Genomic DNA, 24,358 nt, shown 5'->3' with positions numbered 1-24,358 from the left:
GCGACGGATATCCGGCGCCAACAGGGCTGATCCGTCAGTTGGACGTCGCAACAGCCGCTCTGTCAGGGAACCACTGCGGCAACTGCTCGGCGAATTTCGCTGCGCATTCGTCGCTGTAGGCCTGTGCTGCTTGCTTGACCAATGCGTAATCGTTGGCTTCCCATTCCTCCAGCGAGGCAGTGCGCGGTGTCGGCGCACAGTCCAGACTGACCGGGCTCGCCTTGCGCTTCAAAAAGCCGCTGCGTTCTCCACCGATCGTCACTGCGTAGCGCAGTTCGTAAGGCGACTTGGTATCGGCCAGGCTCTGATAGACCAGCAGCCAGTCCGACATCAGCACCTGCAACGGAAACGGATCTACCGGCACGGCCCCCGGATGCCCGGTGAAGTAGGTCTTCAAATGCGCGTTGACCGCATCGCGCTGCAATTGATAGCCAGGATTCCCCAGGCCTTCCATCTTTTCGCCTTTCAGCTGATCCTTTCCGAAGGCAGAGACCGCAACACCGCGCGCAAACAGGCTGGTCGCGATTTGCAAGCCGACGACCATCCCGGTATGTCCGCGGCGGACGACACGTAACATCTCGTCGCCGTTGGGCAAGCCGTTCGAGCCTACGCGCATGCTGGAATGCAAGGGGAGTTGCAAGGCCCAATCTGCCGAGGGGGTCATGACAGCGCCTGCATCGGACTGCAGACTTGGTTGCGGATCTGTTGCGGCAACTGCCACAGTGCCTGCAACTGCAGCAGCCGCATACGCAGTTGCCGCGGAGAAATCCCCGCTTGCAAACGCAGGCGCCACGGCAGTGGCCTCGGTCATGCGCGCAGGGGTACAGAATGTGCCAGCCGCCCGCATCTGTGCTTCATGGAAGCCAATACCGTTGATCTGATGCACGACGGCATCCTTGCCGTACTGTTCCACCAGCTTGCCGATCAATGCATCGGAGGGCGATTGCTGTGCACAGACCTTGGCGGCTGCGATGCGCGACCAGGCGAACTGCAGCGCAGGATCCCAGCCCATCGCATCTTCGCCCACGAATCCGTGGTCGTAGTGATACGCATAAATGGCAGGGTCGATCTCCTGCAGCGTCATTCCGCCCTGGCCGGCATAGCCCAGCGGCACGTCTTGCGCAACGGCAAGCCCCGGCAGTGCCAATAGCACCGCCGCGATACACGTCTTCATGAATCCCTGTCCCTATGGATAAGTACGCCGCGCTGCATGTCCCCCATGCAGCGCGACCAATGCGTCACCGCTCGCACACGACGGCTTCCAACCTGCAGGACGCTGATCGACGGGTAATGGCACAACGCACCCGGCCGATCGTCCTGCAGGGATAGTGTGCCCGCACACGGCAGCCATCGCAGTCGGGGCGGTCCCCACGCATGTGTGGGGACCGCCCCTTACATGCTCACTGCTTAGGCATGCAAGATTCCGCCTGGGCCTGGTTGCCAATCGCGTGGCGTGCGCAATGCGGCCAATACGCGCACCAGCTCGCGATAGCTCTGGGCCAGTTGCGCGAACAGACCTGCATCGCTGCAGCGGGTATCGGCCACTTCGGAATACGCGCCCCTGCCCAGGTCGATGAAGTAATCCACACTGAGGCGCCGGCGTTGCGCCACGCCGGGAAACAGGCCTGCAATCAACAGGCAGCCGTCGCCCACATCGCGCAGCGCGTCGGCCCGCACGCTACCGATCTGGTCCTGCGCATGCAGCCATGCCAGCGCCTGTGTGCGCGAAAGCAGATGCGCATCGCGCTGGAAGCGCAGCAACACGAACACCAGATAGTGCTCGCGCGATTCGTCCAGCGGACGTGCAATCCGCTGCCCCGCCTCGCGCACCAACGCCTGCCACAATTCGGCCGGCGCCCCCTGTTTGAAAGACTCGTGCATACGTCCTCCTGCGTGGTGTGGACCCTCGCCAGGAGCTTATGCATAACTTGGGCCACTGCGTTGGCAGAGGCTGTGGTGGAGCGCTAAGGACGGCCGCTGGCAGTGCTGCCGCGCGTTTGACGGACGGATACGCTCGCTTCCTGGAAGCGGCATGCGCCACGTGCAAAGGCAGAGTTGTCGGCGACCGCTTCGCGAGGAGCTGCACCTCGCACGTTGCGCGTTAGCGCGGCGAGCACGACGTCGCGCGCAATCGTCATCCTGCCGCCTATCAGCGACAGAGCCGAACATGCACTGCGTGCATGCACCGACTGCACGCAACTGGCAGTGCGCGCAGACGACACCGCGGCAGCGCTTATTCCACCGTCACCGACTTGGCCAGATTGCGCGGCTTGTCCACATCGGTGCCGCGTGCCAGGGCGGTGTGGTAAGCCAGCAGCTGCACCGGGATGGTGTGGATCACCGGCGACAGCGCGCCGGCATGGCGTGGGGTGCGGATGACATGCACACCTTCGGAGTCGCTGAAGTGGCTGTCCTGGTCGGCAAACACGAACAGCTCGCCGCCGCGTGCGCGCACTTCCTGCATGTTGGACTTGACCTTCTCCAGCAGGCGGTCGTTCGGTGCGATCACCACCACCGGCATCGCCGCATCCACCAGCGCCAGCGGGCCGTGCTTCAACTCGCCGGCCGGGTACGCTTCGGCGTGGACATAGGAGATTTCCTTGAGCTTGAGCGCGCCCTCCAATGCAATCGGGTAATGCAGGCCGCGACCGAGGAACAGCGCATTCTCCTTCGACGAGAATCGTTCGGCCCAGGCCATGATCTGCGGTTCCAGATTCAATGCATGCTGCACGCTGCCGGGCAAAAAGCGCAGCTGCTCCAGATACTCGGCTTCTTCGGCGTCACTGACGCGGCACTGCAACTTTCCCAGCACCATGGTGAGCTGGAACAACACCGCCAGCTGGGTGGTAAAGGCCTTGGTCGAGGCCACGCCGATCTCGGCGCCGGCACGTGTATAACAGACCAATTCGCTGGCGCGCGGGATCGCACTTTCCGGCACGTTGCAGATCGACAGCGTGTGCAAATGCCCGAGCGATTTGGCGTATTTCAGCGCTTCCATCGTGTCCAGCGTTTCGCCGGACTGGGAGATGGTCACGATCAGATGCTTCGGGTTGGCATAGGCGGCGCGGTAGCGATATTCGCTGGCGATCTCCACGCTGCATGGCAGCCCGGCAATGGCTTCGATCCAGTAACGGGCGGTCATGCCGGCGTAGTAGCTGGTGCCGCAGGCCAGGATCTGCACGCCTTCGATGTCGCGCAGCACCGCTTCTGCGTTGGCGCCGAACAGCGATGCCGGGAAACCCTTGGCATCGATCGCCGCCTCGATGGTGTCGGCCAAGGCGCGCGGCTGCTCGTGGATTTCCTTCTGCATGAAATGGCGGAACGGGCCCAGTTCCAGCGAGGCCAGCGATACGTCCGACAGGTGCAGCGGGCGCTCCACCGGCGCATCGTTGCCGTCGAAGATGCGCACGCCATCGCGGCGCAGTTCGGCGGTATCGCCTTCTTCGAGAAAGATCACCTGGCGTGTGGCCTGCACGATGGCCGAGACATCGGAGGCGACGAAGTTCTCGCCCTCGCCTACCCCGATCAGCAACGGGCAGCCCATGCGCGCGCAGACGAAGCGTTCCGGTTCGGCCTGGCTCATCACCGCCAGCGCATAGGCACCGGTCAGTTCCTTGACGGTGCGCTGCAGCGCGGTGAGCAGGTCGCCGGCGCTGCCCAGATGGTGATGGATCAGATGCGCGATGACCTCGGTGTCGGTCTGCGACTCGAAGGTGTAGCCGAGCGCGCGCAGTTTTTCGCGCTGCGCTTCGTGGTTTTCGATGATGCCGTTATGCACCAGCGCCACGCCGGCGCTGATGTGCGGGTGCGCGTTGGCCTCGGTCACCCCGCCATGGGTGGCCCAGCGCGTATGGCCGATGCCCAGGGTGGCGCCGAGCTGTTCGGCCTGCGCGGCCTGCGCCATCTCGGCCACCCGCCCGGTGCGACGCACCCGGCGCACCTGCGCGCCGTCGAGCACTGCAATGCCGGAGGAATCGTAGCCGCGGTATTCCAGGCGCTTGAGTCCCTCGATCAGGACCGGGACCACATCGCGCCCGGCGATCGCTCCGACAATGCCGCACATAGGACAGCTCTCGCAAAAGAAGTCGGACATTTTAGCGTGTCCGCTCTTGTCCGCTGCATGACCGTGCCCGGACCGCGTGTCCGCCACCAGTGTCCGCGGACACTGCGGACACTGGCCATCACGCCATAAAACCCATCTCTTTCAACGACTTGAACGTTGGCACAGGTCCTGCTTTATCGCAGTGACGCCACCGAGCCAGCCGATCATGATTCGCGACACTTCTGCCCAGGACCAGGTTCTCCGTACACCCGCCCAGCGCGCGCCGTGGCGCCGTTGGCTGTGGCCCGGCCTCGCCGCGGTGGCAGTGCTGGCCGGCATCGGCTGGGCCGTGACTGCGTGGAGCGCCGGCAGCCGCTCGTTCGACGCCAGCCGGGTGCGCATCGCCACCGTCACCCAGGGCGACCTGGTGCGCGACATCGCCGCCGACGGCCGCGTGATCGCTGCCAACAGCCCGGTGCTGTACGCCATCTCGGCCGGCACGGTGACGCTGAGCGTGGTGGCCGGCGACGTGGTCAAGCAGGGCCAGGAACTGGCGCGCATCGACAGCCCCGAGTTGCGCAGCAAGCTGGCGCAGGAACAGGCCACCCTGGCCGGGCTGGAAGCCGAGTCCAGCCGCGCGGCCCTGGATGCCACCCTGGCGCGTGCCAACGCCAGCAAGCTCACCGACCAGGCCCGGATCGACAAGCAGGCCGCCGCGCGCGACCTGGAGCGCTACCAGCGCGGCTACGACGGAGGCGCCGTGCCGCAGGTGGAACTGGCCAAGGCGCAGGACACCTTGAAGAAGACCGATATCGACCTGCAGCATGCCCAGCGCGATGCCGCGTTGAAGAGTCAGGGCGCGGACCTGGATTCGCGCAACAAGCGCCTGCTGGCGGACCGCCAACGCGCAGTGGTGGCCGAAGTGCAGCGCCAGGTGGACGCGCTCACGCTGCGTTCGCCCTTCGATGGCCAGGTCGGCCAGGTGCAGGCCGTGCAGCACACCCAGGTCGCTGCGAACGCGCCGATTCTGGGCGTGGTGGATCTGTCCAAGTTCGAAGTGGAGATCAAGGTGCCGGAGAGTTTCGCGCGCGATCTGGCGATCGGCATGCCGGCCCAGCTCACCAGCGGCAGCGGCGAACCGTTCGCGGGCGCCGTCTCGGCGGTGTCGCCGGAAGTGGTCAACGGCGAAGTCACCGCGCGCATCCGCTTCACCGACAAGCAGCCGCCGGGCCTGCGCCAGAGCCAGCGCATGAGCGCACGCGTGCTGATGGACACGCGCCGCAACGTGCTCAAGGTCGAACGCGGCCCGTTCGTCGAACAATCCGGCGGCAGCTATGCCTATGTGATGGATGGCACCACGGCGGTGCGCCGCCCCGTGCACATGGGCGTCAGCAGCCTGGGCGAAGTGCAGGTGCTCTCCGGGCTACAGGTCGGCGACCGCGTGGTGGTCTCCGGCGCAGACAACTTCGGCGACGCGCCCCGCGTCACCGTCCACTGATTCGATCGTTCCCACTTCTCGCACACTCTCTTCGCAAAGGAATCGGCAATGCTCAAGATGCAAGCGGTCTCCAAGGTCTTCCGCACCGAACAGGTGGAAACGCATGCGCTGCGGTCGCTGGACCTGCATGTGCGCGAAGGCGAGTTCGTCGCGGTCACCGGCCCCTCCGGCTCGGGCAAGACCACCTTCCTCAACCTGGCCGGGCTGCTGGAAACCTTCACCAGCGGGCAGTATTTGCTCGACGGCGAAGACGTCAGCCATCTGTCCGACGATGCGCGTTCGCGCCTGCGCAACCGGAAGATCGGTTTCATCTTCCAGGGCTTCAACCTGATTCCCGACCTCAACCTGTTCGACAACGTCGATGTGCCGCTGCGCTATCGCGGCATGGCGGCAGCCGATCGCAAGCAGCGCATCGAAGAGGCACTGACCAAGGTCGGCCTGGGCTCGCGCCTGAAGCATTACCCCACCGAACTGTCTGGTGGCCAGCAGCAGCGTGCTGCGATTGCGCGCGCGCTGGCCGGTAGTCCACGTCTGCTGCTGGCCGACGAACCCACCGGCAACCTCGACTCGCAAATGGCGCGCGGGGTGATGGAACTGCTGGAAGAGATCAACAGCCAGGGCACCACCATCGTCATGGTCACCCACGACCCGGAACTGGCCGCACGCGCGCAGCGCAACGTGCATATCGTCGACGGCCAAGCCACCGACCTGGAACGCAATCCCAGCCTGATGCGCACGCCTGCGGCCGTTGCAACCCTGGCCGACTAAGGAGCCCACCCATGTTCGGCTATTACTTCACTCTGGCGGTGCGCAGCTTCCGCCGCAACAAGGTGCTTACCGCACTGATGGTGCTGGCCATCGCGCTTGGCATTGGCGCCAGCATGACCACGCTGACGGTGTTCTATGTGTTGTCGGGCGACCCGATTCCGCAGAAGAGCGATCGGTTGTTCAATGTATTGGTCGACCCGCAGCCGAAGGCCGGTTTTCAGCCAGGCGAAGAACCGGACGATCAAGTGACCCGCTTCGATGCCGAGGCATTGCTGCGTGAGAAACGCGGCAAGCGGCAGGCCATGATGACCGGCGGCAACCTGGCGATCGAACCGGAAAAGAGCGGGCTGAGCGCCTTCAAGTCGGAAGCGCGCTACACCTCGGCCGATTTCTTTCCGATGTTCGAGCCGCCCTTCCTGTATGGACAGGCTTGGTCGCACAACAGCGACGACCGCCACGAACGTGTCGTGGTCATTACCAGGACGCTCAACGACAAACTGTTCGACGGCGGCAACAGCGTGGGCCGCGAACTACGCTTGAACAAGAACACCTTCCGCATCGTCGGCGTGCTCGACACCTGGCAGGTCAATCCGCGCTTCTACGACCTCACCGACAGCTACGGCTCCGACGAACAGCTCTATCTGCCTTTCTCGGCGGCGATGGATCTGAAGATGGATCACTACGGCAGCACCAACTGCTTCGGCGAAGTCGAAACCGGCGATACCACCGCGCTCAACGCGCCCTGCACCTGGGTGCAGTACTGGGTGGAGCTGGACAGTGCCTCGCAGGTCGGCGACTACAAGGCCTATCTGGATAACTACTCCAACCAGCAACGCGCCGCCGGACGCTTCGAACGCCCCAACAACGTCCGCATGCGCAACGTGATGGAATGGCTGGACCACAACAAGGTGGTGCCGAGCGACGTGCGCCTGCAGCTCTGGCTGGCGATGGGCTTCCTGCTGGTCTGACTGCTCAATACCGTGGGCCTGTTGCTGGCAAAGTTCCTGCGCCGCAGCGGCGAGATTGGCGTACGCCGCGCCCTGGGCGCATCGCGCGGTGCCATCTTCGCGCAATGCCTGGTGGAAGCCGGGACGGTGGGGTTGGCCGGCGGCATCGCCGGACTGGGACTGGCGTGGCTGGGACTGTGGGCGGTCCGCCAGCAGCCGGTGCCCTACGCCAAGCTCGCTCACCTGGATCCGAAGATGCTGCTGCTGACATTCGTGCTGGCGCTGGTCGCCAGCGTCATGGCCGGCCTGCTGCCATCGTGGCGCGCCATCCAGGTCGCACCGGCGCTGCAGCTCAAATCGTCCTGACCCTCACGCCCGCCGCGGCGCGGCGGGCACGGTCCCTCATCGAAGGTTATTGCCCATGGACATCCGTCCTATCGTTTCCACGCTGCGCCGCCACAAGACGGCATCGGCACTGATCGTGCTCGAGATCGCCCTGGCCTGCGCGATCGTTTGCAACGCGCTGTTTCTGATCGGCAACCGCATCGAGACCTTGCAGCGCATCAGCGGCCTCGCCGAATCGGAACTGGTCAGCATCCGCCTGGGCGGCATCGGCACCCAGGTCAACGCCGATGCGCGCACCCGCGAGGATCTGGCGGCACTGCGCGGCATTCCCGGCGTGCGCGGCGCGATCATCACCAACCAGGTTCCTTTCGTGAACTCCTCCTCTAACACCGGCCTGACGTTGACCCCGGATCAGGAGCGCTCCACCCTCAATGCCGCGCAATATCTGGTCAGCGAAGGCGCCGTGGGCATCATGGGGTTGCAGCTGGTGGCCGGGCGCGATTTCAACAAGGACGAATACATCAGCCTGGAAACGGCGGACAACGACAAGAGCGTGCGCGCGAAGGGATCGTCGCTCATCGTCACCCAGGCGACGGCCGACAAACTGTTTCCCGATCACAGCGCGCTGGGCAAGACCGTGTATTCGGGCGATATCCCGCTGCGCATTGTCGGCATCGTGCAGACCCTGGTGCGCCCCAACAACGTCAACGGCATCGACAAGATCAATTATTCGATGCTGCTGCCGATCCGCGCTCCCTACACCGATGGCCAGTACCTGCTACGCGTCGGCGACCCGGCGCAGCGGCAGGAAGTCCTGCAAGCGGCGGTGAGCGCGCTGATGAAGCTGGACAGCAGCCGACTGGTGCTGAAACAGGAAACCTATTCCGAGATCCGCGACAAGTACTTCCGCAACGACCGCGCGATGATCTGGTTGCTGGGCGCGGTCTGTGTCGCGCTGCTGGTGGTCACCGCGCTGGGCATCGTGGGCCTGGCCAGCTTCTGGGTGCAGCAGCGCACCAAGCAGATCGGTATCCGCCGCGCGCTGGGCGCCACCCGCGTGCAGATCCTGCGCTACTTCCAGATCGAGAATTTCCTGCTCGCCTCGCTCGGCATCGTGCTCGGCATGCTGATGGCGTACTCGATCAACGTGTGGTTGATGGCGCGCTACGAACTGCCGCGCCTGCCGGCGGTCTACCTGCCGATCGGTGCAGTGCTGCTGTGGGTGCTAGGCCAGCTGGCGGTGTTCTGGCCGGCACGCCGCGCCGCCGCCGTGCCGCCGGCGGTCGCCACCCGCAGCGCATAGGCAGGCAAACGCATTATCGCCATCGACAAACTTCCTGGACTACCATCGATGAAGAACAACCGAGCCCTTCTGTTCGCCGCCCTGTCCCTGCTCTCCCTGCCGGCCCTGGCCGAGACACCGGTCACCGCTGCCGATCTCCAAGCCACCATCGCCACCCTGGACCAGGAGGTCTTCGACAGCTTCAACCGCTGCGCCGACCCGGCGCAGCTGGAAAAGCATGCCAGCTATTTCGATCCGCACGTCGAGTTCTATCACGACACCGGCGGGGTCACATGGAACCGCGAGGACATGCTGGCGAACACCCGCAAGTACGCGTGCGGGCACTACACCCGAGAATTGATCCCCGGCAGCCTGAAGGTCTACCCGGTTCGGGATTTCGGCGCGATCGCGCAAGGCCAGCACCGCTTCTGCGATCGGGCGACCGGCAAGTGCGAAGGCGCGGCCGACTTCCTGATGATCTGGCACCTGCATTCGGGGCAGTGGATCATCACCCGCGTACTGAGCTACGCCCACCGCGCCGTAGCGGGCAGCTAGCCGCTACGATGGCATCCCATCCAACCTGATCCGCCATGTCCCAGATCCTGATCATCGACGACAACACGGCCGTGGCCACTGCGCTGGAGGTGCTGTTTTCGTTGCACGACATCGAGGCGCGGCATGCGCATTCGCCGCAGGCCGGGCTGGCGCTGCTGGACGAGCAGGCGTTCGATCTGGTGATCCAGGACATGAACTTCACCGCCGATACCACTTCCGGCGAAGAAGGCGAGGCGCTGTTTGCCCAACTGCGTCAGCGTCATCCGGACCTGCCCGTGATCCTGCTCACCGCCTGGACGCATCTGGGCAGCGCGGTGGGCCTGGTCAAGGCCGGCGCGGCCGACTACATCGCCAAACCCTGGGACGACACCAAGCTGCTGACCACGGTCAACAACCTGCTGGAACTGTCCGAAGCACGCCGCGAGCTGGAACGTCGGCGCGAACGCGAACGGCGCGGCCGCGAGCAGCTGACCCAGCGCTACGACCTGCGCGGCGCGGTGTTCGCCGACCCTGCCAGCGAGCGCGCGATCGCGCTGGCCTGTCAGGTCGCACGCTCGGACTTGCCGGTGCTGATCACCGGCCCCAACGGCAGCGGCAAGGAAAAGATTGCCGAGATCATCCAGGCCAATTCGGCCACCAAACACGGCCCGTTCATTGCACTCAACTGCGGCGCCTTGCCAGGCGAATTGATCGAAGCCGAATTATTCGGTGCCGAAGCCGGCGCCTACACCGGCGCCAACAAGGCGCGCGAAGGCAAGTTCGAAGCGGCCGACGGCGGCACGCTGTTTCTCGACGAGATCGGCAACCTGCCGTTGGCGGGGCAGATGAAGTTGCTGCGCGTGCTGGAAACCGGCCGTTACGAGCGGCTGGGGTCCAACCGCGAACGCCACGCCAAGGTGCGCGTGATCAGCGCCACCAATGCCGATCTTCCGGCGATGATCCGCGACGGCAGTTTTCGCGAGGATCTGTATTACCGGCTCAACACGGTGGAAATCGCACTGCCTGCACTGGCCGAACGCCCCGGCGATATCGGCCCGCTGGCCGAGCACTTCCTTGCCGGCGAAAGGCCGCTGTCCGCGCAGGCGCGCGATGCATTGCAACGGCATGCCTGGCCCGGCAACGTACGCGAGCTGCGCAATGTGCTGCAACGCGCCGCCTTGCTCGCGCAGGGTGCACGCATCGAAGCGGGCGATCTGAATCTGCCACGTGCACCCGCCCCACGGCCGGTGGCGCCGGCTGCAGGCGAGCCGGATCGCGCGCGTATCGAACAGGCGCTGGCACGCGCGCAAGGTGTGATCGCACAAGCCGCCGCCGAGCTGGGGTTGAGCCGCCAGGCGCTGTATCGGCGCATGGACCGCTACGGCATCACCTCGGAATGAACTTTCGTATGCGGAACCGTTCTTTCACGTTCTCGCTGTTTTTACGCTTGCTGCCGGTGCTCGCGCTGGCAGCTGCATTGCCGTGGTTCATGGCGTACTGGCTGGACCGCGGCTGGCAGGTGGCGGCGATTTCGGTCGTCGTGCTGCTGGCGGCGATGTGGTTCAGCCTCACCCGCGCCACCGCGCCGATGCGCTCGCTATTTCGTGCGCTGGCGGGCACCACCAGCAGCTACCGCGATGGCGAATACAACTTCGGCGTGTATTGGCGCGGCAACGACGAACTGGCGCAACTGGTGCAGGCGCATGCCGAGCTTGGCGATGTGCTGCGTGCGCAGCGTAGCCATCTGGTACAGCGCGAGCTGATGCTCGACACCATGCTGCAGAACACGCCGGTGGCCATGCTGCTGGTGGTCGCCGGCGGCGATGGCCTGCGGCGGATCGGGTTTTCCAACAACGCCGCACGCAAACTGCTGTATGACGGGCGCAAGCTGGAAGGCCAGCATCTGGACGATGTGCTCGGCCGCATGCCGGCCGAATTGCGCGAGGCATTGGCACGCGGCGGAGACTGCCTGTTCGCGGTGCGCGAAGATGGCGACGACGAAGAAGACGAGCAGATCTATCACCTGTCGCGGCGTAGCTTTCATATCAACGGGCGCGGACACGAGCTGCTATTGATCCGCACCTTGACCACCGAGTTACGCCGCCAGGAAGTGCAGACCTGGAAGAAAGTCATCCGCGTGATCAGCCACGAATTGAACAATTCGCTGGCACCGATCGCCTCGCTGGCGCATTCGGGTGCCGAACTGCTGCGCCGCGAACGCACCGATCGCCTGGGGACGGTGTTCGAGACCATCGAAGAGCGCGCGCGTCACCTGGAAGGCTTTATCTGCGGCTATGCGCGCTTTGCCAAATTGCCGCAACCGCAGCTGCAGACCATCGAATGGGCGCCGTTTCTGCAGCGCTTGCAGCAACAGATTCCGTTCCAGGTGCAGGGCACGCTCACCGATGTCTCCAGCCGGATCGATGCAGCGCAGATCGAGCAGGCGCTGCTCAATCTGCTGAAAAATGCCCACGAGGCCTGCAGCGAAGCGCAACCACCCAACAGCGACGTGGCGCTGCGGGTCACGCGCGTTCCCCAATGGCTACGCATCGAGGTGCTCGACCGCGGCAACGGCATGAACGAAGCGGTACTGCACAACGCACTGATGCCGTTCTATTCGACCAAGCGCAATGGCACAGGTCTTGGCCTTGCCCTCACCCGCGAGATCGCCGAAGCGCACGGCGGCCGCATCTCGCTGCATAACCGCGAACACGGCGGACTGTGCGTGACCTTGCTGTTGCCATTGGCGGCTTGAACACACCGCATTACTCAGGCAACACGCTCTGCGTATTCCTGCCGCTGGCTGCGATGCGCACGCACGGCGCGGACGGCCACCGCGCAGAGAACAGTCGCAGCGCTACGGCGATTTCTTGGTCGGCCGCTTCCAGCCTTCGACCACGGTCTGCCGCGCACGCGTCACACTGAGCTGACCCGCAGGCGCATCGCTCGTGATCACCGAGCCGGCACCGATGGTGGAATTGGCGCCAATCTCGATCGGTGCCACCAATGCGCTATTGGAGCCGACAAAGGCGCCATCGCCGATGGTGGTCTGCGACTTGTTCACCCCGTCATAGTTGCAGGTGATGGTGCCGGCACCGATGTTGACCTTGCTGCCGATCACCGCATCGCCCAGATAGGTCAGATGGTTGGCCTTGCTGCCGACGCCCATGGTGACCTTTTTGGTCTCCACGAAATTGCCGATATGCACGCCATCGGCCAACACGGTGCCGGGGCGCAGGCGCGCGAACGGGCCGATCTGTACCGCGCCTTCGGTGATCACGCCTTCCAGATCGCTGTGCGCACTCACCTGGGTGCCGGCACCGAGCGTGACGTCGCGCAAGCGCACGAACGGGCCGATCACCACATCATCGCCCAGGGTCACATTGCCTTCCAGGACCACATCGATATCCAGCTGCACATCGCGGCCCACCTGCACGCTGCCACGCTGCTCCACACGCGCCGGGTCGGCCATACGCACGCCCTGCAGGCAAAGCGTGCGCGCGGCGCGCAGCTGCCAGGCACGCTCAAGCTGGGCGAGTTGCCACGGGTCGTTGGCACCCTCCACGTCCTGCGGGTCGGCCACGTGCACCATGTCGGCCGGCGTGAAATCGGCGGCGGCGCTGGCGAACACGTCGGTGAGATAGAACTCGCCTTGCGCATTGTCGTTGGACAAGCCAGCCAGCCAACGGCGCAGTGCGGTGGATTCAGCGGTGAGGATGCCGGTATTGATGGTGCGAATGCGGCGCTGCTCGTCATTGGCATCCTTCTGCTCGACGATGGCGGCCACCTTGCCCTCCGCATCGCGCAGGATGCGTCCATAGCCGGTGGGATTGGCCAGTTCGGCGACCAGCACCGCCATGCGGCCCGGCGCATGCAGCAGCTGCAGCAGGCTCTCGCTGCGGATCAACGGCACATCGCCATACAACACCAGCACGGTTGCCGCATCGGGAATCGCAGGCATTGCCTGCTGCACGGCATGTCCGGTGCCCAACTGCTCGCGCTGCTGGGCCCACTGCAGATCGCCTTGATCGGGGAAGGCGGCCTGCACCTGATCGCCGCCATGCCCGTACACGATATGGATCGCCGCCGGCTGCAGCTGCCGCGCTGTGGCGATCACGTGCGCCAGCATCGGCTGGCCCGCCAGCGGCTGCAGCACCTTGGGCAGTGAGGAGCGCATGCGCTTGCCTTCGCCCGCGGCCAGGATCACAACGTGCAGGGGCAGGGTCATCAAGACATTCCAGGCATGGAGATGTCCAAATTCTAGTCGCTGCGCCCCGTCGCGTCGTTGCCCGAATGCAGCGTTCGCCCGCGCTAACAACGTTTGCGTCGCGCTGCCGCTAGGATGGGCGCCCCTTTCCTTTGCCCCGCACGCATGAGTCTGTTCCGCCAAGGCAGCCAGTTCATGATCATTGGCGCCCTGCAGCTGGCCGTCGATTGCGGCATCTTCATCGCCGCCACCGCCGCGGGCATGCCTGCGGTGCCCGCCAACCTGCTTGGACGCATCGGCGGCGCCATGCTCGGCTTCTGGCTCAACGGCCGCTACACCTTCGCCCAGCAAGGCGACGCGCGGCTGGGTTGGCGACGCTTCCGCCGCTTCGCGGTGATGTGGCTGACGCTCACGCTGATCAGCACCTGGCTGCTCTCGACCACGGTGGACCTACTCGGGCTGCGTCAGGCATGGCTGGCGAAACCGCTGGTCGAAGGCGGCCTGGCGATCGTGTCGTTCTTCCTGGGCCGGCATGTGGTGTATCGCTGATCGATGCATGCGCAGGCGGTGAGCGATTGCTCGGCCGTGTGGCGATATGGCGCTGCTTGCGCGCAGGCGTAGCGCAGCCGAGCAACTGCATCTTCTTGAGCTGATCGATCGCACGTACGTACGTCTCTTCCGCGGCATCCATGCCGCGACGGTGAGCGAGCATGGACCAGTCGCGTTGGCCGGTGTGCCTGGCGTTCGACCAGGCTGCCAGCAACCTCTCTAGTGCAGCGTCCTCGCCGATTGCGTGACAGTTGACGGCAGGGACGCCGCCAGCGCTCCCCTCAGGACGGGTTAGGCCGCGTCCCGCGAGCGACTAGGGCACTCCACCCTGGACACGCTCAGCGTTCGATCTGGACCGCTGACCGCATCCACCGAGGTGCGGCCGACAAAACCGCTGCACCCACCGCCAGGCGAACGCGCGCAGGGTTCGTCGGCCGCTCTAAAGCGCATGACGGCGAGTGGTTCATCCCAGACCGATTCCACCGCATCAGATCAGTGGCAAAAATCGCCCAGGCCACGCACCAGCGCCGCGCGATGCAGCGCATCCAGCTGCCACTGCTCTGCGTAATGCGCAGCGGCGCGCGCGGTGCTGGCCGGGCAGTCGGGCGCGCTGCGCGCGGAGGCCACATCGGCCAGCGCATCGAGCAGTTCGCCCTGCAGTTGATCCAGGCGAGCGCGCAGCGCGGCGAGGTCCGGACGTGCGGTATTAGGCGCGCGTCCGCGCTCGTGCCAACGGTTGAGCAGCGCGTACTGCACCGACTTGTTGGCCTCGATTTGCGCGCCAAAGAAACGCGCCGCGTCGTCGGCATCCAGCCCATGCGCCGGCGCCTGATCGCGCACGCTTTGCAGCACAGCCGCCTCGCGCGCCTGATCCAGCACCGGCTTGCCGCTGTCCCACTTGCTTAGCGCTACCGCGTCGCCAATGGCATTGCGCTGCACGACGCGGTCCATCAACAGATCCAGCGGCGGCTGGCTGCGCGCCGGCAATGCGCACCCCAGCAGTCCGGCGGCCAACAGGCCGCTCACCATGTAAGCGCGAATGCCATCGATCGAACGGGTCATGCCACCTTCCTCAACGTGCCGGGATAACGTTGCCATGCACCGCTGCCGTGCCGCGATGCGCCAAGGCACGCAGTGTGCCTGCCGCGCGCTGTGGCGGATTCGCGCAGCCGCACGCGGCGCTCCAAAAACGAAAACGCCGACACGATGGCCGGCGTTTCGAACTTCTGATCTGAGATGAACTTGCAGCTGTCGGACGTGCACACCCACCCTGGAGGCGGGCAGGCCACCGCTTAGTGCTTGAGGTTGCGACGCAAGCGCTCCAGCGCCTGCAACTGCACTGACGCTTCGGCCAGCTGACGCTGTGCCTCGGCCACGTCCACCGTGTTGCCACGGTTGGCCAGCAGCCGCTCGGCCTCTTCCTTGACCTTGCGCACGGCCGCCTCGTCGATGTCCTGCGCACGCACCGCGGTGTCGACTAGAATGGTCACCACCTGCGGCTGCACTTCCAGGATGCCGCCGGAAATGGCGAAGTCCAGCTGTTCGCCATTGGCGGTGGTCACCACCACCTTGCCCGGCTTCAGGCGCGTGATCAGCGGCGCGTGCTTGGGCGCAATGCCCAGCTCGCCCAGCTCGCCGGTGGCCACGACCAGCGTCGCCTCACCGTGGAAGATTTCCTTCTCGGCGCTGACGATGTCGCAACGGATAGTGCTCATTTTGCCTCACTCTGTGAGGCGGGGATTGGGGATTCGGGATTCGGGATTCGCAACCGCAGCTTTCACTGTGGTCACTTACCTCGTTTCCGCTCCCCAATTACCGCCGTACCTAATCCCGAATCCCGAATGCCGAATCCCGGCTCTTACGCCTTGGCGCTCATCTTGTTGGCTTTCTCGACGGCTTCTTCGATGCTGCCGACCATGTAGAACGCCTGCTCCGGCAGGTGGTCGTATTCGCCGTCGCAGATTGCCTTGAAGCCGCGGATGGTGTCCTTCAGCGAGACGTACTTGCCCGGGGAGCCGGTGAACACTTCGGCCACGTGGAAGGGCTGGCTGAAGAAGCGCTCGATCTTGCGTGCGCGCGACACCGACTGCTTGTCTTCTTCGCTCAGCTCGTCCATGCCCAGGATGGCGATGATGTCCTTCAGTTCCTTGTACTTCTGCAAGGTCTGCTGCACGCGCTGGGCGGTGTCGTAATGCTCGTGGCCGATCACCAGCGGGTCCATCTGGCGGCTGGTGGAGTCCAGCGGATCCACCGCCGGGTAGATACCCAGCGAGGCAATGTTACGGCTCAGCGTGACGGTCGAGTCCAAGTGGGCGAAGGTGGTCGCCGGCGACGGGTCGGTCAGGTCGTCCGCGGGCACGTACACGGCCTGGATCGAGGTGATCGAACCGCTCTTGGTCGAGGTGATGCGTTCCTGCAGCACGCCCATCTCTTCGGCCAGGGTCGGCTGGTAGCCCACGGCCGACGGCATACGGCCGAGCAGCGCGGACACTTCGGTACCGGCCAGCGTGTAGCGGTAGATGTTGTCGACGAACAGCAGCACGTCCTTGCCCTTGCCGCTGGCGTCCTTCTCGTCGCGGAAGTACTCGGCCATGGTCAGGCCGGTCAGCGCCACGCGCAGACGGTTGCCCGGCGGCTCGTTCATCTGGCCGTACACCATCGCCACCTTGTCCAGGACGTTGGAGTCCTTCATCTCGTGGTAGAAGTCGTTGCCCTCGCGGGTACGCTCGCCCACCCCGGCGAACACGGACAAGCCGCTGTGCGCCTTGGCGATGTTGTTGATCAGTTCCATCATGTTGACGGTCTTGCCGACGCCGGCGCCGCCGAACAGGCCGACCTTGCCGCCCTTGGCGAACGGGCACATCAGGTCGATGACCTTGATGCCGGTTTCCAGCAGTTCGGTGCTGGACGACTGGTCTTCATACGACGGTGCGCCGCGATGGATTTCCCAATAGTCCGAGGCCTGCACGTCGCCGGCTTCGTCGATCGGGCGACCCAGCACGTCCATGATGCGGCCCAGCGTACCGGCGCCGACCGGCACCGAGATGGCGCGTTCGGTGTTGGTGGCGACCAGGTTGCGCTTCAGGCCGTCGGTGGAGCCGAGCGCAATCGTGCGCACGACGCCGTCGCCGAGCTGCTGCTGCACTTCCAGGGTGATTTCGGTGCCGTCGACCTTCAGCGCGTGATACACCTTCGGCACTTCATTGCGCGGGAATTCGACGTCGACGACCGCGCCGATGATCTGAACGATCTTGCCCTGACTCATTTTGCTGCTCCGGTTAGCTTTGTTCTGTCCGAGTGGCCGATGCCATCTCGTGGAATTTTGTGATTTGGGATTCGTGATTGGGGATACGCAAGAGTGCAATTCGCTGCGCTCCAACCAATCCCGAACCCCAATCCCGGCGGTACTTATACGGCCGCTGCGCCGCTGACGATTTCCGAAATTTCCTGGGTGATCGCCGCCTGACGTGCCTTGTTGTAGACCAGTTGCAAGGTGCCGATCATCTTGTTGGCGTTGTCGCTGGCGGCCTTCATCGCCACCATGCGCGCGGCATGTTCGGAGGCCACGTTTTCCAGCACGGCCTGGTACACCAGCGACTCGATGTAACGCGTCATCACGTGCTCCAGCACGCTGGCGGCATCGGGTTCGTACAGGTAATCCCAATCGTGATGCGCCACCTTGTGCTCGGCGGCCGGCAGCGGCAGCAGCTGATCGAAGCTGGCCTTCTGCGTCATGGTGTTCACGAAGCGGTTGTAGACCAGATACACGCGGTCCACCTTGCCTTCGATGAAGGCATCGATCATCACCTTGATCACGCCGATCAGCTGCTCCACCTGCGGGCTGTCGCCCAGATGGGTCACGCTGCCGACCATGTTGACCTTGATGCGACGGAAGAACGCCGAGGCCTTCTGGCCGATGGTCACCACGTCGATCTCGGCACCCTGCTCCTGCCACGGGCGTACTTCGCCCAGCATCTTGCGGAACAGGTTGTTGTTCAGACCGCCGGCCAGGCCGCGGTCGGACGAGATCACGATGTAACCGACCCGCTTGACCTGCTCGCGCTCGATCAGGAACGGATGCTGGAAATCGGTGCTGGCCTGCGCCAGATGCCCGATCACCTGCTTCATTGCCTGCGCATACGGACGCGAGGTCTTCATGCGCTCTTGCGCCTTGCGGATCTTGGAGGCCGAGACCATTTCGAGCGCGCGCGTCACCTTGCGGGTGTTCTGCACGCTCTTGATCTTGGTTTTGATTTCGCGTCCGCCTGCCATTGCTCGCTCGCTTCGCTCGTGGGATTCGGGATTGGTGATTCGGGATTGGCCAAAGCCCCCGACGTCACCTCACCTGCAAATCCCGAAATACTGAATCTGGAGATCCAACGTGGTGATCAAGAGCGGTCAAGCCCTCAGATCACCGCCTTTACGAATCCCGAATGCCCAATCTCGAATCCCGGCGCCCTTACCAGCTGCCCGTGGTCTTGAACTCTTCGATGCCCTTCTTGAAGCTGGCTTCGATGTCGTTGTCCCAACCGCCGGTGCTGTTGATCTTGGAGACCAGCTCGCCCTGGGTGTTGGCGAAGTGCGCGTGCAGGCCTTCTTCGAACGCCAGCAGCTTGTTGACCGGCACGTCATCGAGGTAACCCTCGTTGACGGCATAGATCGACAGCGCCTGGTTGGCGATGGACATCGGCGCGTACTGCTTCTGCTTCATCAGCTCGGTGACGCGCTGACCGCGCTCGAGCTGCTTGCGGGTGGCTTCGTCCAGGTCCGAGGCGAACTGCGCGAACGCCGCCAGCTCGCGGTACTGCGCCAGCGAGATACGGATGCCGCCGGACAGCTTCTTGATGATCTTGGTCTGCGCTGCACCACCGACGCGCGACACCGAGATACCGGCGTTGACGGCCGGACGGATACCGGCATTGAACAGGTCGGTTTCCAGGAAGATCTGGCCGTCGGTGATCGAAATCACGTTGGTCGGCACGAACGCGGACACGTCGCCGGCCTGCGTTTCGATGATCGGCAGCGCGGTCAGCGAACCAGTCTTGCCGGTCACCGCACCGTTGGTGAACTTCTCCACGTATTCCTCGGACACGCGCGCAGCGCGCTCCAGCAAACGGGAGTGCAGATAGAACACGTCGCCCGGGTAGGCTTCGCGGCCCGGCGGGCGCTTGAGCAGCAGCGAGATCTGACGATAGGCCACGGCCTGCTTGGACAGATCGTCGTACACGATCAACGCGTCTTCGCCGCGGTCCATGAAGTACTCACCCATGGTGCAGCCGGCGTAGGGGCTGATGTACTGCATCGCGGCCGATTCGGACGCGGTCGCAGCCACCACCACGGTGTGCGCCAGCGCGCCGTTTTCTTCCAGCTTGCGCACGATGTTGGCCACGGTCGAGGCCTTCTGGCCGATCGCCACGTACACGCACTTGATGCCGGTGCCCTTCTGGTTGATCACCGCATCGATCGCCAGCGCGGTCTTGCCGGTCTGACGGTCGCCGATGACCAGCTCGCGCTGGCCACGGCCGATCGGAATCATCGCATCGACCGACTTGTAACCGGTCTGCACCGGCTGGTCGACCGACTTACGCCAGATCACGCCGGGCGCAACGCGCTCCACCGGGGCGGTCTGGGTGGCGCCCAGCGGGCCCTTGCCGTCGATCGGCTCGCCCAGTGCGTTGACCACGCGACCCAGCAGCTCCGGGCCCACCGGCACTTCCAGGATGCGGCCGGTGGTCTTGGCCACGTCGCCTTCGCGCAGGCTTTCGTAGTCGCCCAGCACCACGGCGCCGACCGAATCGCGCTCCAGGTTCAGTGCCAGCGCGAAGGTGTTGTTCGGCAGTTCGATCATTTCGCCCTGCATCACGTCGGCCAGGCCGAAGATGCGCACGATGCCGTCGGACACGCTGGTCACGGAGCCTTCGTTGCGCGACTCTGCGGACAGCTTGACCGCCTCGATGCGGGTCTTGATGAGGTCGCTGATTTCGGAGGGGTTGAGCGTGGTTGCCATCGTTCAGTCCTAGGTGCCGGCCGCGAGGGCCGTGCGTTTATGTGAATTCAGTGGGCGAGCGAGCTTTGCAGACGCGCAAGCTTGCCCTTCAGCGAGCCGTCGATGACCACGTCGCCGGTGTCGATCACCGCGCCGCCGATCAGCGACGCATCGACTGCGGTGGTGATGTCCACGTCGCGGCCGAAGCGCTTCTTCAGCGCAGCAGCGATCGTGTCGAGTTCGGTCTGGCTCATTGCAGCAGCCGAGGTCACCGTCGCCTTGACGACATGCTCGGCCTCGGCACGCAGGTGTTCGTACAAGCCTGCCACTTCCGGCAGCAGCGACAGCCGCTGCGCATCGGCCAGCACGCCGAGGAAACGCAGATAGTCCTCGCCCGCCTGCGGCGGGGCCAGCAGCGTCACTGCCTGTTCCTGGCGCAAAGCCGGGTTGAGCAGCAATGCGGCCACGCGCGGGTCGCCGGCCACCTGCGCCGAAAACGCCAGCGCGTCGGACCAGGGCGCGAAGTTGCCGCCCTCACGCGCGATCGCAAACGCGGCACGGCCGTAGGGACGGGCAAGGGTGAGGGCCTGACTCATCGCTTAAATCTCCGCCGCCAGCTCGTCGAGCAGCGCCTTGTGGGCGTTGGCATCGATTTCGCGCTTGAGCAGCTTTTCTGCACCGCTGACGGCCAGCACCGAGACCTGCTTGCGCAGCTCCTCGCGGGCACGCGTGGCGGAAGCGTCGATTTCGGTCTGCGCCAGATCCTTCTGACGGTTGGCTTCGGCAATTGCCTCCAGCTTGGCCGCTTCGATGATCTGGTTGGCGCGCGCATGGGCCTGATCGATGATCTCGTTGGCCTTGGTGCGTGCGTCCTTCAGTGCTTCATTGACCTTTTCCTGCGCCTGCGCCAGATCCTTCTGACTACGGTCGGCCGCAGCCAGACCTTCAGCAATCTTTTGCTGACGCTCTTCGATCGCCTGCAGCAGCCGCGGCCAGATTTTGGTCGCGACGATCCAGATCAGACCGGCGAAGGCCAGCGCCTGGGCAAAGATGGTAAGGGTGATATCCATGGGTCGCTCAATCGCTGTTTAGGGGTGAAAGCGCCACCGCGCGGCGGCGCTTTCTGACCTTCATCCGCGGATGCAACCGCCGAGGGCGGCATCCACATCCTGCTACCGCTGGATCAGCCGGCAGCCTGCGACAGACGCTCGATGAACACCTGGGCCAGCGGGTTGGCGAAGGCGAACAGCAGGCCGACAGCGACGCTGATGATGAACGCGGCGTCGATCAGGCCGGCGGTGATGAACATACGAACCTGCAGCACCGGGATCAGCTCCGGCTGGCGCGCAGCCGATTCCAGGAACTTGCCAGCCATGATGGCCAGACCGAGGCCGGCACCCAGCGCGGCCAGGCCGATCATGATGCCGACGGCGAGGACGGTGGAGCTCTGGACTTGAGCGAGGTTGGTCAGGACGGCGAGGTACATGGTGATCTCCGAACGAAAGTTTCTAAGGGTGATGGATGAAGCGGAATGAAGCAGATGAAGGGTGACGCAAACTCAGTGACTGTCTTCGGCCAGGCTCAGATACACGATCGACAGCATCATGAAAATGAAGGCCTGCAGCGGAATCACCAGCAGGTGGAACAGCATCCAGCCCAGGCCGAATGCGCCGCCAGCGACCATGCCGGCAATGCCCGCACCGCCCAGCACCCAGATCAGCAGGAAGACGATCTCGCCGCCGAACATGTTGCCGAACAGTCGCATCGCCAGCGAAATCGGCTTGCTCAGCCATTCGACGATGTTCAAGAGCAGGTTGAACGGCATCATCCACTTGCCGAACGGCGCCGTCAGGAATTCCTTGGTCATGCCGCCCACGCCCTTGGAGCGCAGCGAGAACACGATCATCAGGAAGAACACGCTGATCGACATGCCCAAGGTGGCGTTGACGTCGGCGGTCGGCACCGGCTTCCAGGCGTGCACGCCGGCCCAGCCCAGCGGGATGGCGATGAAATCGGCCGGGATCATCTTGATGAGGTTCATCAACAGGATCCAGAAGAAGATGGTGATCGCGATCGGCGTCACCAGCTTGCTGCTGCCGTGGTAGGTGTCCTTGGCCTGGCGATCGACGAACTCCAGACAGATTTCCACAAATGCCTGCCACTTGCCCGGCACGCCGGCCGTGGCATTGCGGGTCGCCGTCCAGAACGCCAGGACCATGACCAGACCCATCAACACCGCCATGATCAGGGTGTCGAGGTGGATGGTCCAAAACGTGCCGCCACCATCGCGAACCGGAAAGATCAGGTTCTGCAAGTGATGCTGGATATAGGAGGTAGGTGTTGCTGCCTCGCCCGCCATGTGTCCGGAGCCCTTTAAGTTCGAATCAACGCCTGGCCAGAGCCAGAACCTGAAAAATCAGCCCGATGGCGATACCCGCCAACAAAGCCAGAGGAGGCAGCAGCCACAGGCCGAAGCCGAGCGCCAGCGCCACGAAAACCAACACCCACTTCAGCACCATCGCCAGAATCAGCCGCACCATGGCGATGCCCGCTGCCTGGATACCGCCACCTAGCGCGGTACGTGCCGCAACCCAACCGCCCAGCACCGTCGCAAACCCGGTCAATGCCAGACCTGCAGCGTAACGGGGACCGACCAACAGCAACCCCAGACTGGTTATAGCTACGGCAGCAAGCGGATATACCGCAGCGCGCAGCATCAACCGCCGACCCGCGTCAACGGAGTTCAGCACTACGGTTACCTTACGTGTGAATGAGTGGGAAGCGCAGTTGCGCCTCGTCGAGCCGCGAAAGTATAGCAATGGGACAAATTGCGAGACAACCGGCAGAGGTCATCGCTTGCTGCGATGCACCACATGGCGGCCGCCGCGGCGGGTGGGAACTTTGCCACAAACCGGCGGTCAGAACTTGCGAGGCCTGCACATCCTCGTCGAAAGGTACCGCCGCAGGCCGCGTCTAGGAGCCCTGGGAAACCGGGGCTCCTGCTTTGGTACGCACTTGTCGCACCCTGCGACCTTCCCATCGACGGTCCAATCGAGTCCTTGGCTCGCATGGCCTGCAGACGGCCTTGGCAGCGACGCGACACCCATCCGTGACCCGACCAAAGCGTTAGCGCAACGCGGACCGTTTTGTCCGATTGCTATGGCTGCCTTCACACTGATTGGACAGCTTCTTCACTTTTGAAAGACGCGCACTTATCGACCATGCGCTGCACAGGCCGAACCGCCTGACCATTCTAAGAATTCGGAGCTCCCATGAAACACCTCCTCGCACTGGCGATCCCGTGCGTGCTGGCCGTCGCCTATGTCGCGCCCGCACACGCCGAAGACACAGATGACCGCTTCCAGCTCCGCCTTGGCGCGATGAATGTCGACAACGACAACACCCTGCGCGGCAACACGCTGCTGGCTGGCAACAACGTCTCGGTCAACGAAGACTTCAAGCTGGGCGGCAAGGAATGGGAGCCGCGCGTGGATGGCGTGTTCCGTATCAGCACCCGTCAGCGCCTGATCTTCGATTACTTCAAGTACGACAAGGATCGCCGCGAGACCCTGAGCCAGGATCTGAGCGCCGGTGGTGTCACCGTGCCGTCCGGTAGCTTCATCAAGGGCGAGCTGAAGTACCAGGTCGCCACCCTGGTGTACGACTACTCGGTGATCGATTCTCCGGAATTCAGCCTGGGCCTGCAGATCGGTGCCGAGTACGCCAAGGTCGAGGCAAACGCGTATGCCGACCTGGGTAGCGTATTCTCCGGTGACGTGCTGGACGAAAGTGAAGATGGCGCCGCGCCGGTGGTGGGTATCCGCTTCACCGCACGTCCGAGCGAACATTGGCTGTTCAATGTGCAGGGCCAGTACCTCAACACCAGCTGGGGCGATTTCGGCGACTACGACGGCGACCTGAGCCGCGCCAACGCAATTGCCGAATACCGCTTCACCAAGAACTTCGGCATCTTCGCCGGCTACGACTGGTTCAAGCTGGACGTGGACCGCGAGGGCAGCGACGGCCTGGTCGGCCTGAAGCAGGAATTCAAGGGCCCGGTGGCGGGCGTGACGTTCGCGTTCTGATTCTTCGGGACCCGGAATCCGGGACCCGAAAAGCAGCTTCATGCAGAACCCCGCAGCGATGCGGGGTTCTGTCGTTTAACGGGTGCGTGGCACCGACGCGGCGGCAGCCAGATGG

General features: G+C 64.2%; 22 protein-coding genes and 1 pseudogene. 9 read left to right on the top strand and 14 right to left on the bottom strand.

Features of this window, described 5'->3' with window-relative positions:
- Positions 1-34: 34 nt before the first annotated feature.
- From J7367_RS18355 to glmS, 3 genes are all read right to left on the bottom strand, one after another.
- Complete coding sequence (locus J7367_RS18355; RefSeq protein ID WP_057658934.1) at positions 35-1,174, bottom strand: hypothetical protein; 1,140 nt, start codon at positions 1,172-1,174, stop codon at positions 35-37.
- Between the two features lie 233 nt (positions 1,175-1,407).
- Positions 1,408-1,881, bottom strand: coding sequence for a hypothetical protein (locus J7367_RS18350; protein ID WP_003484033.1), 474 nt, complete (start codon positions 1,879-1,881; stop codon positions 1,408-1,410).
- A gap of 352 nt (positions 1,882-2,233) precedes the next feature.
- Positions 2,234-4,063: a glutamine--fructose-6-phosphate transaminase (isomerizing) gene (gene glmS, locus J7367_RS18345; protein WP_057658936.1), complete on the bottom strand. Its 1,830-nt coding sequence runs from the start codon at positions 4,061-4,063 to the stop codon at positions 2,234-2,236.
- Between the two features lie 205 nt (positions 4,064-4,268).
- Here glmS and J7367_RS18340 point away from each other — a divergent pair, with 205 nt between their 5' ends.
- From J7367_RS18340 to J7367_RS18310, 7 genes and pseudogenes are all read left to right on the top strand, one after another.
- Positions 4,269-5,540 carry an efflux RND transporter periplasmic adaptor subunit gene (locus J7367_RS18340; protein ID WP_057658938.1) on the top strand — a complete coding sequence of 424 codons (1,272 nt, stop codon included), beginning with the start codon at positions 4,269-4,271 and terminating at the stop codon, positions 5,538-5,540.
- Positions 5,541-5,588: 48 nt separating this feature from the next.
- Positions 5,589-6,308, top strand: coding sequence for an ABC transporter ATP-binding protein (locus J7367_RS18335; protein WP_057658941.1), 720 nt, complete (start codon positions 5,589-5,591; stop codon positions 6,306-6,308).
- A gap of 11 nt (positions 6,309-6,319) precedes the next feature.
- Positions 6,320-7,621 (top strand): annotated as a pseudogene (locus J7367_RS18330) (ABC transporter permease).
- 55 nt (positions 7,622-7,676) lie between these two features.
- Positions 7,677-8,903 carry an FtsX-like permease family protein gene (locus J7367_RS18325; RefSeq protein ID WP_007963069.1) on the top strand — a complete coding sequence of 409 codons (1,227 nt, stop codon included), beginning with the start codon at positions 7,677-7,679 and terminating at the stop codon, positions 8,901-8,903.
- Between the two features lie 48 nt (positions 8,904-8,951).
- On the top strand, positions 8,952-9,437 hold the full coding sequence (locus J7367_RS18320; RefSeq protein ID WP_003484023.1) for a nuclear transport factor 2 family protein: 486 nt from the start codon (positions 8,952-8,954) through the stop codon (positions 9,435-9,437).
- Between the two features lie 35 nt (positions 9,438-9,472).
- Positions 9,473-10,816, top strand: coding sequence for a sigma-54 dependent transcriptional regulator (locus J7367_RS18315; protein ID WP_057658942.1), 1,344 nt, complete (start codon positions 9,473-9,475; stop codon positions 10,814-10,816).
- A gap of 8 nt (positions 10,817-10,824) precedes the next feature.
- Complete coding sequence (locus J7367_RS18310; protein WP_057658944.1) at positions 10,825-12,171, top strand: HAMP domain-containing sensor histidine kinase; 1,347 nt, start codon at positions 10,825-10,827, stop codon at positions 12,169-12,171.
- Between the two features lie 102 nt (positions 12,172-12,273).
- On the opposite strand, the gene glmU is transcribed toward J7367_RS18310, so the two are convergent.
- Positions 12,274-13,644, bottom strand: a complete 1,371-nt coding sequence (glmU, locus tag J7367_RS18305; protein ID WP_057658946.1) for a bifunctional UDP-N-acetylglucosamine diphosphorylase/glucosamine-1-phosphate N-acetyltransferase GlmU — start codon at positions 13,642-13,644, stop codon at positions 12,274-12,276.
- A gap of 144 nt (positions 13,645-13,788) precedes the next feature.
- On the opposite strand from glmU, the gene J7367_RS18300 reads away from it, so the two are divergent.
- The gene (locus J7367_RS18300) at positions 13,789-14,172 is read left to right on the top strand and encodes a GtrA family protein (RefSeq protein WP_033480990.1); all 384 of its coding nucleotides are present in this window, start codon (positions 13,789-13,791) and stop codon (positions 14,170-14,172) included.
- A 492-nt stretch (positions 14,173-14,664) separates the two neighbouring features.
- On the opposite strand, the gene J7367_RS18295 is transcribed toward J7367_RS18300, so the two are convergent.
- From J7367_RS18295 to J7367_RS18250, 10 genes are all read right to left on the bottom strand, one after another.
- A complete protein-coding gene (locus tag J7367_RS18295) occupies positions 14,665-15,234 on the bottom strand; it encodes a chorismate mutase (protein ID WP_007963079.1) in 570 nt (189 codons plus the stop codon).
- Positions 15,235-15,464: 230 nt separating this feature from the next.
- Positions 15,465-15,887 (bottom strand): F0F1 ATP synthase subunit epsilon, encoded by a 423-nt coding sequence (locus J7367_RS18290; RefSeq protein ID WP_057658948.1) that lies wholly within the window; start codon positions 15,885-15,887, stop codon positions 15,465-15,467.
- Between the two features lie 143 nt (positions 15,888-16,030).
- Positions 16,031-17,437 carry a F0F1 ATP synthase subunit beta gene (gene atpD, locus J7367_RS18285; protein WP_057658950.1) on the bottom strand — a complete coding sequence of 469 codons (1,407 nt, stop codon included), beginning with the start codon at positions 17,435-17,437 and terminating at the stop codon, positions 16,031-16,033.
- Between the two features lie 143 nt (positions 17,438-17,580).
- A complete protein-coding gene (gene atpG / locus J7367_RS18280; protein ID WP_007963084.1) occupies positions 17,581-18,444 on the bottom strand; it encodes a F0F1 ATP synthase subunit gamma in 864 nt (287 codons plus the stop codon).
- A gap of 187 nt (positions 18,445-18,631) precedes the next feature.
- A complete protein-coding gene (gene atpA / locus J7367_RS18275; protein WP_003484004.1) occupies positions 18,632-20,179 on the bottom strand; it encodes a F0F1 ATP synthase subunit alpha in 1,548 nt (515 codons plus the stop codon).
- A 47-nt stretch (positions 20,180-20,226) separates the two neighbouring features.
- Positions 20,227-20,754 (bottom strand): F0F1 ATP synthase subunit delta, encoded by a 528-nt coding sequence (locus tag J7367_RS18270; protein WP_007963088.1) that lies wholly within the window; start codon positions 20,752-20,754, stop codon positions 20,227-20,229.
- Between the two features lie 3 nt (positions 20,755-20,757).
- Entirely contained in the window at positions 20,758-21,228 is a 471-nt protein-coding gene (locus J7367_RS18265; RefSeq protein WP_057658952.1) for a F0F1 ATP synthase subunit B, read from the bottom strand.
- A gap of 113 nt (positions 21,229-21,341) precedes the next feature.
- Positions 21,342-21,644 (bottom strand): F0F1 ATP synthase subunit C, encoded by a 303-nt coding sequence (gene atpE, locus J7367_RS18260; protein WP_002814105.1) that lies wholly within the window; start codon positions 21,642-21,644, stop codon positions 21,342-21,344.
- 72 nt (positions 21,645-21,716) lie between these two features.
- Positions 21,717-22,517 (bottom strand): F0F1 ATP synthase subunit A, encoded by an 801-nt coding sequence (atpB, locus tag J7367_RS18255; RefSeq protein ID WP_057658954.1) that lies wholly within the window; start codon positions 22,515-22,517, stop codon positions 21,717-21,719.
- A gap of 25 nt (positions 22,518-22,542) precedes the next feature.
- On the bottom strand, positions 22,543-22,908 hold the full coding sequence (locus tag J7367_RS18250; protein ID WP_081027460.1) for a hypothetical protein: 366 nt from the start codon (positions 22,906-22,908) through the stop codon (positions 22,543-22,545).
- Between the two features lie 522 nt (positions 22,909-23,430).
- On the opposite strand from J7367_RS18250, the gene J7367_RS18245 reads away from it, so the two are divergent.
- Positions 23,431-24,243, top strand: a complete 813-nt coding sequence (locus J7367_RS18245) for a hypothetical protein (protein WP_007963092.1) — start codon at positions 23,431-23,433, stop codon at positions 24,241-24,243.
- The last annotated feature ends 115 nt before the right edge of the window (positions 24,244-24,358 follow it).

Source organism: Xanthomonas sp. D-36-1 (assembly GCF_017746155.1).
Lineage (GTDB): Bacteria > Pseudomonadota > Gammaproteobacteria > Xanthomonadales > Xanthomonadaceae > Xanthomonas > Xanthomonas cissicola.
The sequence above is the reverse complement of the archived record's forward strand: the minus strand, read 5'-3'. Positions and strand labels throughout refer to the sequence as shown.

Excerpts from the sequence above, each read along its gene's own strand:
- J7367_RS18355 (WP_057658934.1), bottom strand. The coding sequence starts at position 1,174 with ATGAAGACGTGTATCGCGGCGGTGCTATTGGCACTGCCGGGGCTTGCC.
- J7367_RS18350 (WP_003484033.1), bottom strand. The coding sequence starts at position 1,881 with ATGCACGAGTCTTTCAAACAGGGGGCGCCGGCCGAATTGTGGCAGGCG.
- glmS (WP_057658936.1), bottom strand. The coding sequence starts at position 4,063 with ATGTGCGGCATTGTCGGAGCGATCGCCGGGCGCGATGTGGTCCCGGTC.
- J7367_RS18340 (WP_057658938.1), top strand. The coding sequence starts at position 4,269 with ATGATTCGCGACACTTCTGCCCAGGACCAGGTTCTCCGTACACCCGCC.
- J7367_RS18335 (WP_057658941.1), top strand. The coding sequence starts at position 5,589 with ATGCTCAAGATGCAAGCGGTCTCCAAGGTCTTCCGCACCGAACAGGTG.
- J7367_RS18325 (WP_007963069.1), top strand. The coding sequence starts at position 7,677 with ATGGACATCCGTCCTATCGTTTCCACGCTGCGCCGCCACAAGACGGCA.
- J7367_RS18320 (WP_003484023.1), top strand. The coding sequence starts at position 8,952 with ATGAAGAACAACCGAGCCCTTCTGTTCGCCGCCCTGTCCCTGCTCTCC.
- J7367_RS18315 (WP_057658942.1), top strand. The coding sequence starts at position 9,473 with ATGTCCCAGATCCTGATCATCGACGACAACACGGCCGTGGCCACTGCG.
- J7367_RS18310 (WP_057658944.1), top strand. The coding sequence starts at position 10,825 with ATGCGGAACCGTTCTTTCACGTTCTCGCTGTTTTTACGCTTGCTGCCG.
- glmU (WP_057658946.1), bottom strand. The coding sequence starts at position 13,644 with ATGACCCTGCCCCTGCACGTTGTGATCCTGGCCGCGGGCGAAGGCAAG.
- J7367_RS18300 (WP_033480990.1), top strand. The coding sequence starts at position 13,789 with ATGAGTCTGTTCCGCCAAGGCAGCCAGTTCATGATCATTGGCGCCCTG.
- J7367_RS18295 (WP_007963079.1), bottom strand. The coding sequence starts at position 15,234 with ATGACCCGTTCGATCGATGGCATTCGCGCTTACATGGTGAGCGGCCTG.
- J7367_RS18290 (WP_057658948.1), bottom strand. The coding sequence starts at position 15,887 with ATGAGCACTATCCGTTGCGACATCGTCAGCGCCGAGAAGGAAATCTTC.
- atpD (WP_057658950.1), bottom strand. The coding sequence starts at position 17,437 with ATGAGTCAGGGCAAGATCGTTCAGATCATCGGCGCGGTCGTCGACGTC.
- atpG (WP_007963084.1), bottom strand. The coding sequence starts at position 18,444 with ATGGCAGGCGGACGCGAAATCAAAACCAAGATCAAGAGCGTGCAGAAC.
- atpA (WP_003484004.1), bottom strand. The coding sequence starts at position 20,179 with ATGGCAACCACGCTCAACCCCTCCGAAATCAGCGACCTCATCAAGACC.
- J7367_RS18270 (WP_007963088.1), bottom strand. The coding sequence starts at position 20,754 with ATGAGTCAGGCCCTCACCCTTGCCCGTCCCTACGGCCGTGCCGCGTTT.
- J7367_RS18265 (WP_057658952.1), bottom strand. The coding sequence starts at position 21,228 with ATGGATATCACCCTTACCATCTTTGCCCAGGCGCTGGCCTTCGCCGGT.
- atpE (WP_002814105.1), bottom strand. The coding sequence starts at position 21,644 with ATGTACCTCGCCGTCCTGACCAACCTCGCTCAAGTCCAGAGCTCCACC.
- atpB (WP_057658954.1), bottom strand. The coding sequence starts at position 22,517 with ATGGCGGGCGAGGCAGCAACACCTACCTCCTATATCCAGCATCACTTG.
- J7367_RS18245 (WP_007963092.1), top strand. The coding sequence starts at position 23,431 with ATGAAACACCTCCTCGCACTGGCGATCCCGTGCGTGCTGGCCGTCGCC.